General features: G+C 41.1%; 8 protein-coding genes. 2 read left to right on the top strand and 6 right to left on the bottom strand.

Translation table 11 applies throughout. The features are described 5' to 3' along the window. Positions 1 to 61 precede the first annotated feature (61 nt). Together CWB85_RS14865 and CWB85_RS14870 are read right to left on the bottom strand one after the other, a co-directional pair. On the bottom strand, positions 62 to 841 hold the full coding sequence (locus CWB85_RS14865) for an SDR family NAD(P)-dependent oxidoreductase (protein WP_138555325.1): 780 nt from the start codon (positions 839 to 841) through the stop codon (positions 62 to 64). A 35-nt stretch (positions 842 to 876) separates the two neighbouring features. Further along, positions 877 to 1,608: a FadR/GntR family transcriptional regulator gene (locus tag CWB85_RS14870; RefSeq protein ID WP_016706865.1), complete on the bottom strand. Its 732-nt coding sequence runs from the start codon at positions 1,606 to 1,608 to the stop codon at positions 877 to 879. A 231-nt stretch (positions 1,609 to 1,839) separates the two neighbouring features. Between CWB85_RS14870 and CWB85_RS14875 the strand changes: the two genes are divergently transcribed. Beyond that, positions 1,840 to 3,468 (top strand): sodium:solute symporter, encoded by a 1,629-nt coding sequence (locus CWB85_RS14875; protein WP_138555326.1) that lies wholly within the window; start codon positions 1,840 to 1,842, stop codon positions 3,466 to 3,468. Between the two features lie 61 nt (positions 3,469 to 3,529). Here the strand turns inward: CWB85_RS14875 and CWB85_RS14880 are convergent, their stop codons facing one another. Next, positions 3,530 to 4,558, bottom strand: coding sequence for a glycoside hydrolase family 43 protein (locus CWB85_RS14880; protein WP_138555327.1), 1,029 nt, complete (start codon positions 4,556 to 4,558; stop codon positions 3,530 to 3,532). A gap of 103 nt (positions 4,559 to 4,661) precedes the next feature. Here CWB85_RS14880 and CWB85_RS14885 point away from each other — a divergent pair, with 103 nt between their 5' ends. Further along, positions 4,662 to 5,672, top strand: coding sequence for an arabinan endo-1,5-alpha-L-arabinosidase (locus CWB85_RS14885; protein WP_016706868.1), 1,011 nt, complete (start codon positions 4,662 to 4,664; stop codon positions 5,670 to 5,672). 71 nt (positions 5,673 to 5,743) lie between these two features. On the opposite strand, the gene CWB85_RS14890 is transcribed toward CWB85_RS14885, so the two are convergent. Genes CWB85_RS14890 through CWB85_RS14900 form a run of 3 tightly spaced genes read right to left on the bottom strand, consistent with a single transcriptional unit; the run spans position 5,744 to position 10,019 of the window. After that, entirely contained in the window at positions 5,744 to 6,175 is a 432-nt protein-coding gene (locus tag CWB85_RS14890; protein WP_016706869.1) for an FKBP-type peptidyl-prolyl cis-trans isomerase, read from the bottom strand. A gap of 9 nt (positions 6,176 to 6,184) precedes the next feature. Then, positions 6,185 to 8,641 carry a beta-L-arabinofuranosidase domain-containing protein gene (locus CWB85_RS14895; protein WP_016706870.1) on the bottom strand — a complete coding sequence of 819 codons (2,457 nt, stop codon included), beginning with the start codon at positions 8,639 to 8,641 and terminating at the stop codon, positions 6,185 to 6,187. A 40-nt stretch (positions 8,642 to 8,681) separates the two neighbouring features. Then, positions 8,682 to 10,019, bottom strand: coding sequence for an MFS transporter (locus CWB85_RS14900; RefSeq protein ID WP_016706871.1), 1,338 nt, complete (start codon positions 10,017 to 10,019; stop codon positions 8,682 to 8,684). Between the last annotated feature and the right edge of the window lie 287 nt (positions 10,020 to 10,306).

Genomic DNA, 10,306 nt, shown 5'->3' on the forward strand with positions numbered 1-10,306 from the left:
ACAGCCAATATTATTCTAATATTATAATATGATTACCGATAGGTAAATTTTTTTATTGTTGTTAAGTCCAACCGGCATCCACAACAAGTGATTGTGCGGTCATCATTTTGCTGTCATCTGCCGCTAAAAATAATGCCGCATTAACAATATCATCAGCCTGCAATGTTTCATTAATGCACTGATTGTGCCTAACATCTTCAATCATTTCTGGCGTTAACCAGTGTGTAATTTGACGCTCTGTCATTACCCAGCCTGGTACTAAGGTATTGATACGAATGTTGTCTTTGCCGTATGTTGCCGCTAATGAGCGAGTAAGTCCTTCTATGCCAGCCTTGGCCGTTGTATAAGCTGGCATGCCAGTTTGTTTTACACGCCAACTCACTGAGCCCATATTAATAATACTTCCACCACCAATGCGTTGCATTTGCGGTGCCACTGCTTGTGCTGAGAAAAAACATGGGCGAAGGTTTACGGCAAGTTTATCATCCCAATACTCAACACTCATACTATCTGCAACGTGACGTGTATCGTCAGCGGCATTGTTGATCAACACACTGATTTCGCCTTGCGTTTTTCCGGTTGTTTCAATGGCTGCTTTTAATTGCTCAATATCACGTAAGTCACAGTATATATAATTAGGATCATAACGATATTGTCCTGCAAGCTGTTTACATAGCTGCAGACTTTGTTGTTTAGCAATATCAATAAACGTTACTTTTGCATGCTGCTGACAAAAGCGTTTCACCATTATTTCACCAATACCTGTGGCACCACCGGTAATAAAAACACTCTTACCAGCGAGACTTGGATAAGTTGTGATGTGTGTTGTTGAAGTTGGCATGATTTCCTTAAATATTAAGATTTAACAAAACGCGCTTATTTCGCTATGTGCTTTGCTTCTTTATCAGCAATCTCTTTTTCAATGAATGACATCGCTTCGTCAATCATATAGGTCATCATATTTTTAGCACGCTCTGGTTCACCATTTAAAATTGCTTGATACACTTTAAAATGCTCATCAGCAATCGCTTTTTTACTGCCCTTGGCAGGTGTAGTATGCTGAATACTGACATTTAATGCGGTGCGAATAAAATCACGTAACTGAAAGAAAAAGCGATTACCGCTGGCAAATAAAATAGCGGTATGAAAAGACAAGTCAGCTTCATGGATTTCGCCATCAGGTGCATCAGCAGCAGCTTGCATATTCTCAAGAGCAAGCGCAATTTCTGCTATCGCTGCTTTGTCACCACGCCTTGCAGCAAGGGCAGCCGCTTGTGGCTCAATCGCTAAGCGCACTTGCAAGAATTCTTTTAATACATGCAGCGAAGGGCTGCTTTCAAGTAGCCACTTTAATACACTGGTATCATATAGATTCCATGTATTTGCGGGCTCGACACGAATACCTTGACGTGGTCGCGATGAAATAAGTCCTTTTGCTGCAAGCATTTTAACAGCTTCACGAACAGCAGTACGGCTAATGCCATACTCTTCACATAATTTTGCTTCAGTCGGCAAGCCACTTTCAGCGGTATAATGGCCATTAATAATCGCTTTACCTAGCTCGTTGGTTACCTGTTGTGACAAATTTAAATTTTCAATGCGTGCCATAAACAAACAGTTCCTTTATAAATACTTATTGTATGATACTACTATAATTTTCCTGCGTCATCTTCCAAATCACTTACTGTGTTTAAAGAGGGATATTTTACCTAATTAAGGTCTTTAACCTATTAAAGCAGTAATTTTAACAAATATCTTTCATTTAACTAATTTGTATTATAATATTTTTATTACACACAAACTTACCGAAGTTGACTTCGGGCTTAAATGGAATCAAAGATGATCGAATTAAGTACACTAGACTGGCTGGTGCTAGCAGGGTTTTTTGTCTTGCTATTGGCCGTTGTCGTCGTCTCCATGAGACAAAAAGAAGAAGATACTACAGATTATTTTTTAGCGGGGCGTAATGCCAGTTGGTTGGTAATTGGCGCGTCAATTTTTGCATCGAATATAGGCTCTGAGCATTTAGTTGGTCTATCTGGCGCAGGTGCACAGTCTGGCATGGCGTTAGCCCATTGGGAAATGCAATCATGGATAATATTATTACTTGGTTGGGTGTTTGTGCCCTTTTATTGGAGTAGTAAAGTTTATACCATGCCGGAGTTTCTAGAGCGCCGCTTTAATTCTAAATCGCGTACTTTTTTATCGGTTATCTCGTTAATCAGTTATGTACTCACCAAAGTCGCCGTGACTGTTTATGCTGGGGGGATCGCGTTTAAAACAATTCTCGGTATTGAAAGTATTTGGGGCATAGATTTTTTCTGGATATCCGCTATAGGTTTAGTCGTGATCACCGGTATCTATACCGTTCTCGGTGGTATGAAAGCAATAATGTGGACCTCGGTGCTACAAACCCCTGTGTTGATCATCGGCTCTGTGGTTATCTTAGTTGTTGGTTTGGATAAAGTCGGTGGCTGGTCAGAAGTAGAGCGCTTAAATGATGTAAACATGCACTTAATTCGCAGCGCTTCCGATACAGAGTTCCCATGGCCAGGCATCATTTTTGGTTCATTCATCATTGGTTTTTGGTACTGGTGTACTGACCAATATATCGTACAACGGGTACTTTCAGCCAAAGGCATTAAAGAAGCCCGCCGCGGTACTATGTTTGCAGGCTACTTAAAATTACTCCCTATTTTTATCTTCTTAGTACCAGGGATGATAGCTTACGCATTAAAAGCGAAAGGCATAATTAGTTATGACAGTGCCGATCAAGCATTTCCTACACTGGTCGCAGAGCTACTACCGTCGGGTGTTAAAGGCATTGTAATTGGTGGCCTTGTTGCTGCATTGATGAGTTCGTTAGCGTCATTATTTAACTCATCAGCTACCTTATTTACTATCGACTTTTATAAGAAATTCAAACCAGAATCAACTGAAAAACACCTGTTAAAAGTAGGTCGTTTAGCAACCGTTGCAATAGTTATTTTAGGTTTATTGTGGATACCTATTATGAGCTTAATTGCAGACGTACTGTATGAATATCTGCAGAGCGTGCAATCACTGATTGCTCCTGGTATTGCTGCGGTATTCTTATTAGGTTTATGCAGTAAACGTATCACTCCAACGGCTGGTTTCGTTGGTTTAGTATCTGGCTTTATCTTGGGTATGATCCGCTTAGTGTTATTGCCATTTAAAGATGATTTAAGCGGCTCGTCATTTGCGTGGATCACTGATATGAACTGGTTGTACTACTGTATCTTGCTGTTTGTAGTCGTGGTAGTACTGATGATTGTGGTGAGTATTTTCACAAAGCCTGCCAGTGATGAACAACTCAAAGGATTGACCTTCTCAAGTCTAGATAAAGCCACTTTAAAAGAAGTAGCAGCTGGTTTAGATAAATGGGATTACATTCATACCGCAGGGATCATCGGGATCACGGCATTTATTTACTACCGTTTCTGGTAAAACTTAATTCCAACCTTTTAGGGTGCCAATGGCACCCTTTTTTCTGTTAAGCACTCAGGTATTAATCTGGCTGCTCTGGTGATAAAACCGGAAAACCATTTGCATCCCATTCGATAATACGCGCACGAGCATTGCGATTTGGGTCTGTTAAAGGCGTACCTTTAAGGTCTTTATAATCACGACTATGGTAAATTAATAAATCTGTCACGCCATCTTCTGCTTTTACAAAACTACTATGACCTGGACCAAAACGCCCTACTGCTTCATTGCTGGCAAATAATGGCTGTTGCTTTTTATGCCAGCTTGTCGGATCAAGTAAGTCAGCATCTGCATCAGCCCATAACAAGCCCATTGCATAACGATGATCAGTCGCACTGGCAGAATACGTAAGTAGCACTTTTCCCTCACGCACTAACACAGCTGCGCCTTCATTCACTTTATAGCCTTGCACTTCCCAATCCAGCGTAGGCTCTGTTATGGCAACAATTGGCTCTTTGATTGACGTGGGTGAATCCATTTCGGCAATCCACAGTGCGGAATTGTATGTTGCAGGTTGGTTTTGTTGCGCCCAGACAAGATAACGCTTTCCTTGGTGGCTAAATGTTGTAGCATCCAAAGAAAAGCTATCAAGGTGCGTTTTCAGCTGCCCCATTTCTTGCCACTGCCCGTCCATCGGGTTTTCACTGTCATTTTTAAGTACAAACATACGAATACTAAACGGCTTTTCAACATCGCCCGCTGCAAAGTGAATGTACCAACTGCCGTCAACCTTATGCAGCTCTGGCGCCCAAATATTGGTACTCATAGGCCCTTTGTCATTTTTATGCCAAATCACTTTTGGCTTCGCAAGCTTCAAATCATTAAGTCGACATGCTTGGCGTAGCTCAATTTCGTCAAATTTAGGGGATGTGCCAATGAAGGTATAACAACCCGTTTTTTCATCACGGACTAACCAAGGATCAGCACGTTGCAATACAATTGGATTATCGATTGGTGCTACACTGGTACTGCTATTAGCATCTGCATAACTAAATGTTGGCATGGCAAGTAACATACTCACAATGGGAAATAGAGAGCGTTTTTTTAGCATAATTTTTATCCTGTTATTTGTCTTGTTTTCATTGTTAATATTGTATTACATATATTATAGTAGCTGAATAAGTGTAATGATTAAAATAAAAAAGGTAGCAACTATGAAACATGCAAAAAAACTCATCCAAGCAGGTAAATTACTCGGTGTAAGTACACTACTTTGTTTAGCGAGTAACGCCATGGCTAAACAAGTTGAAGTACACGATCCGGTGATGACCAAAGAAGGTGACACTTATTACGTTTTTAGCACGGGTATGGGCATCACTTATTACGAATCAAAAGATATGAAAGAGTGGCAGCTTACTGGTCGCGTATTTAAAGACGAGCCAAGCTGGGCAAAACGAGTGGCGGCAAGTTTTGATGGCCATTTATGGGCCCCCGATATCTATCAAAAAAATGGCAAGTTTTACTTATATTACTCAGTGTCTGCGTTTGGTAAAAACACCTCGGCGATTGGTGTAACGGTTAACGAAACCCTAGACCCTAAATCACCTGATTATAAATGGATAGATCACGGTATTGTTATTCAGTCTGTGCCTGAGCGCGATAACTGGAACGCGATTGACCCTGCAATAATTGAAGATGATAACGGCACGCCGTGGATGAGTTTTGGTTCGTTCTGGGGCGGTCTTAAATTAGTTAAACTTGACGATGATATGGTACGTATTGCACAGCCGCAAGAATGGCATAGCATTTCAGCACGTCCAAACACCGAGCACGGCCCTGTTGAAGCGCCCTATATCTTCAAAAAGAATGGCTACTACTATTTATTTGTGTCGTTTGATAAATGCTGCCAAGGTTTAGACAGTACTTACAATGTCCGTGTAGGACGCAGTAAAAACGTTGCAGGGCCATACCTTGATAAAGAAGGGCGTGATCTTAATCAAGGCGGTGGCTCACTGGTAATTGAAGGCAATAAAGACTGGGCAGCACTTGGCCACAATGCCGCCTACACCTTTGACGGTAAAGATTACTTAGTACTTCATGCCTATGAAACCGCTGATAACGGCTTACAAAAACTGCGTATTCTACCTATGACATGGAGTGATAACTGGCCTGTGGTGGATAGCAAAGATCTGAATAAGCGTAAAACCAAACTTATTGAAAAGTAACACTAAGTAACGCAAAAAAAACCTGCACGTTGCAGGTTTTTTATACTGTATTTTAATCCTTAGTGTGCATCTTAATTAAAGTCAATTAAGCTGATATCCATAAAAATAAGCTGCTCACTATCTGTTGCTAAAGACTCATTGAGTACAGTGCTATAAATATCGTAGGCAAGATGGGGTAAAATCAAGAGTTCATACCGGCTACCCTTTGTCATCAGCATCAACGCTTCTTGTAAGCCTTCGATTGCTTCGGCTATCTCATATTCGGCCAGCTGCTCAATTTGCCGAGTATCATAAAGCACATACCCTGTTGCAGTCATCACACGTTGTTGCACCTTAACAGTGGCATCCCATGACGGAGAATCACCACTGCCAAACTCAATTATGCGATACATTAAACCAGAACTTGTTACATGCACGCCCGGTTGAGCTATATATTGCTCTGCAAGCGGGTAGCGAGCGATACTGGCTCTAGAATTAACATCGTTGTAATGGTGTAAACTCATATTCACCTGCTACTTATTATTAATTAAGCGAATACCATAAATACCACCGGCAACAGAGCCCTGCTCGGCGCTAAAACGCAGAGTTAATGACCTTGTTTGTTTCATGGCATCAGTTAATGGGTAATCAATGCTATAAAATTCTGTGTCAGTTTGCTGAGCCGGCAAACTTACTTTTGCCAACACCTGTCCATTAATAGTGATGGTAAACTTACGGCCTACATCGGCATTAAAGTAACGAATACGCAGTGCCACTGCTTGCTGATCTGGGTTGGCTAATGTGTATTCAAACCAGCCTGTTGCATCACGCCAATGGTGGCCATTATTCACGCCTGCGCGGGTGTTTTCGCCTTTAAAGTCATGCTCTACTTCAGGCTGTTGCTCACCCGGTGTAATTTGGTCAACCGTCAATAATCGTAACTGCTCTTTTGCGTGTTCTGCTGCTTTTGACTCTTTTACAAATTGGCTGAATTCAGCTTCACTTTGCTGCGGCCAATAAACTTGATAGCGACTATCATGCAGCCTAAAGAACGGAATTAACTGAGTTGTTTGTGTACTTCCTATGCCCTGCTGAGCAATAGCGACATTTTTATCTGTGGTAAAAGCCAGCTCAGCACTTGGAGCACGCTTTAAGTCAGCAATGAACTGCTCAGGCTCACTTAGCATAATAGGCAGTGCATCAGGTGGACACGTAGGCCCCGCAGCAATATGGCCCATGCGGCTGTTATCTGCCACAAAATTTAATTGTTCATTTTTAAATGCCTGAACTTTGGTAGCCATAACCACAGGACCATACAACACAGCGTAATAATCTTGGCCATCCGGCAGTTGCTCTGTGTACAGCTTTGGCGCTAAAGTAAAAGTTAATTTGTCGCCATCATGCCAGTCATGTTTGATGGTGTAATAGCCCTGCTCTGCAATAGCATTGATTGCTTTGCCATTAAGTTCAAATTGCAATTCATCAGCAACCCAACTTGGTTTACGAATATGTAACTGTGCATTGGCATTATAGTTTTTGTCTAATGTATTAATAATTAACGTAATATTATTAGCATCAGGAAAATGACTTTGTTGAGTTACTTTTAAGCCTTGTTGCTGCCATTGTAGCGTACTTGGAATAAATAAATTTACCCATAAACTATCATCATGCTTACTGTAGATAAGCTCACCATATTTACTGTGATTTTCAATACCCGAGCCAACACAACACCACATAGAATCTTGCACCGATGAATACATACGATAGTGCCCAGGACGCATCGAGGTAAAGTACACTAAACCGCCATGTTCAGGGTGCTGCGATGATAAAATATGGTTATATGTGGCGCGCTCATAGTACTCTAAATAACGGGTATCAGCGGTTTTTAAAAACAATAACTTACTAAGTTTCATCATGTTGTAAGTGTTGCAGGTTTCTGGGCCTTCAACGTCTTCAACCATAGGGGTAAAGTCTTTTTTATCGTGAAAATGCTCACGTACACTGTTACCACCAATGGCCACTGAGCGCTCTTTAGTCACTGTTTGCCAAAAGTAATCTGCGCCTTGCTGCCATGCTTGATCGTCACTGGCATCGGCTACTTTCAACATACCAATAATTTTGGGGATTTGAGTATTGGCATGTAAACCATTTAGCTTATCTTGTTTTTCTAAAAGCGGATCAATAATGCTGTTATGGGTAAATTGGCGCGCTAGTTTTAAGTAACGTTTGTCATCACTGATTGTTGCCATATCAGCAAATACCGCATTTAAACCACCGTATTCTGAATACAGCATCTGTTGAATTTGTTCATCGCTTAACTTAGACGTTAAGTTTAAAAACCATTCGCCTAAATCAAACAGCATTGTTTTTGCTTGCTCACTGCCTGCAATCAAATAAGCATCACGAAGACCATGAAATATTTTGTCTATGTTATAAAGCGGCACCCAACGATCATTTAAACTAAATAAATCGGCTTTAATATTGCCATTGCGTATCTGTTGCCACATTGCTTGACCATCAGGAATACCACCTAAGTAACCGTTATTAGCCTGTTGCGCTCGTTGTAGCTCATTTAACATGTAATCTAAACGACGCTTTAATTCTTCATCTCCCGTGGCCGCCCATGCAAGGCTTAACGCTGATAAGTAGTGCCCACCAATATGACCATCAAGTCCTGTGTCTTCCCAGTTACCATATGATGGCGCTTTTTGCTCGATACCTGCTTCACGCAAGTATGGAGCGAGTAACTGATCTGGGTGTAATGCGATTAAGTAACGCACATTCGTTTGTTGTGCATGTAAAAAGGGACCTGCCCCTAAACTTACTTGATCAAGTGCAAATAATTGCTGCTGGCTCGTTTTATCAGCTTGTTGCGCATTAAAAACGTCACTCGCTGCAGGCTGGCTTTGCTCGCTGCACGCACTTAGCATTACTAAAATAGCAGAAGCACTTGCCAACTGACGCAAGCGAATTTTTATTGCTACAAACATATGCAAAATCCTTATTATTTACTTATTATTTTTAGTCGCGTTATTTCGGTAGCTGCTGCTTTATCACCATCTCGGTATAGTATTGATCGGTAATTTTGTATTTATTTAAAATAAACCCAAGTAATGCGTGGAAAACCCCAGGAATAACCGTCAGCATTAACGCCAAGCCCATCAGTGTAAATTCAGATTGTTCGACATTAGGCTTGTACTCGAAAAACGCCAGTAATAAACCACCTGCAAGACCTGCTAAACCACCACCGGCTTTTTGGCAAAACGAGATACCACCAAACGACAAACCTGAAGCACGCACCCCATCCTTAATTTCCCCGTAATCAACGGCTTCAGCAATTGCAGACCAAAAAACTGGCGCATGTAAATCAACCACAAAAGAAAGGATAATGTATAAAACAAACGCAAGGTATACATCACCGGGTTGCACAGCAAAATACATCACAACAGAAATCACCAGCACTGCGATTTGTGATTGGCGGAATAGCTTCATTTTGCAATAGCGTTGGGTGATCCAAGTACTGGCAACCATTGACACTATTGAAGCTGCAATACCGGCACTGGTAAAGGCCCCCGCAAGAGTCGGCTCGCCTAAATAGTAGGTAGCGTAATACATAGCCACACTGCCGCGAATCGCATAACCTAACGTGCCAAGCACACACGCTGCACACAATAATAACCACTGGTCATTTTTCAGTAGAGCTTTAAATTGAGTGGTAATACTTTCAGTTTGGGGTTCATGGGTAATACGCTCACGCGTGGTAAAAAAGCAAAATAAAAATAAGGCTACACCGCAAGTTGAGACTAAAATCATTGCCAGTTTATAACCATGAGCAATATCGCCACCGCCCCACATTGATGCTAATAACGGCACAGAGAAGACAATTATAACGTTCGCTATTTTTGCAAAGAACATCCGATAACCATTGGCTGATAAACGCTCTTTTGGATCGGCGGTAAGTACACCAATGTATGAAATATACGGGATAGCCACACCAGTAAACATTAACGTTGCAAACAGATAAGTAAGGTATGCCCATACTAGTTTCATGTTGTAATCAAAATCTGGGGTCGTAAATAGTAGGACGATTGCAATACCATAAGGCACGGATAAGAATAAGAACCAATGGCGGAACTGACCCCAACGGGTTTTTACTCTGTCTGTAATTACGCCCATTAATGGATCTGTAAATGCATCAACAAAACGCGCCACTAAAAATAAGATACCCATATCAACAGGGTCAAGGCCATAAATGTCAGTGTAGAAAAACGACATAAAATAAAATAACGCAGCAACCATCACATTAACTGCCATATCGCCGGCACCAAAACCGACTTTTTCTACCACTGATAACTTTTGATTTTCCATACTACTACCTAACTTTTAAAATAAGCGCTAGCGCCTATTTAAAATAAAAAAGGCCAACCTGAGGTCTGCAAAGCTAGTTAAGCCTTGAGAATGCCAGATGACAGCCACTGCACTCGTTATTTTTGTAAATTAAATGCTAATTACATTGATAGTATTATCATACTATTGTGAACGCAACTATTTTCGACCGCTGAACAGTGATTATACCAATCGTGTTAAGTTACTGACCATTTATAGCGACAGATAAATACAGTGATAACAAGACATAAATTTTGACATGTAGTTGT

It is taken from the genome of Pseudoalteromonas sp. S1727 (genome assembly GCF_005886375.1).
In the GTDB taxonomy this organism is placed as follows: Bacteria; Pseudomonadota; Gammaproteobacteria; order Enterobacterales; family Alteromonadaceae; genus Pseudoalteromonas; species Pseudoalteromonas haloplanktis.

What these genes read in the sequence shown, in the direction of transcription:
- CWB85_RS14865 (WP_138555325.1), bottom strand. Translation starts at nt 841, where the DNA reads ATGCCAACTTCAACAACACACATCACAACTTATCCAAGTCTCGCTGGT.
- CWB85_RS14900 (WP_016706871.1), bottom strand. Translation starts at nt 10,019, where the DNA reads ATGGAAAATCAAAAGTTATCAGTGGTAGAAAAAGTCGGTTTTGGTGCC.
- CWB85_RS14875 (WP_138555326.1), top strand. Translation starts at nt 1,840, where the DNA reads ATGATCGAATTAAGTACACTAGACTGGCTGGTGCTAGCAGGGTTTTTT.
- CWB85_RS14885 (WP_016706868.1), top strand. Translation starts at nt 4,662, where the DNA reads ATGAAACATGCAAAAAAACTCATCCAAGCAGGTAAATTACTCGGTGTA.
- CWB85_RS14880 (WP_138555327.1), bottom strand. Translation starts at nt 4,558, where the DNA reads ATGCTAAAAAAACGCTCTCTATTTCCCATTGTGAGTATGTTACTTGCC.
- CWB85_RS14890 (WP_016706869.1), bottom strand. Translation starts at nt 6,175, where the DNA reads ATGAGTTTACACCATTACAACGATGTTAATTCTAGAGCCAGTATCGCT.
- CWB85_RS14895 (WP_016706870.1), bottom strand. Translation starts at nt 8,641, where the DNA reads ATGTTTGTAGCAATAAAAATTCGCTTGCGTCAGTTGGCAAGTGCTTCT.
- CWB85_RS14870 (WP_016706865.1), bottom strand. Translation starts at nt 1,608, where the DNA reads ATGGCACGCATTGAAAATTTAAATTTGTCACAACAGGTAACCAACGAG.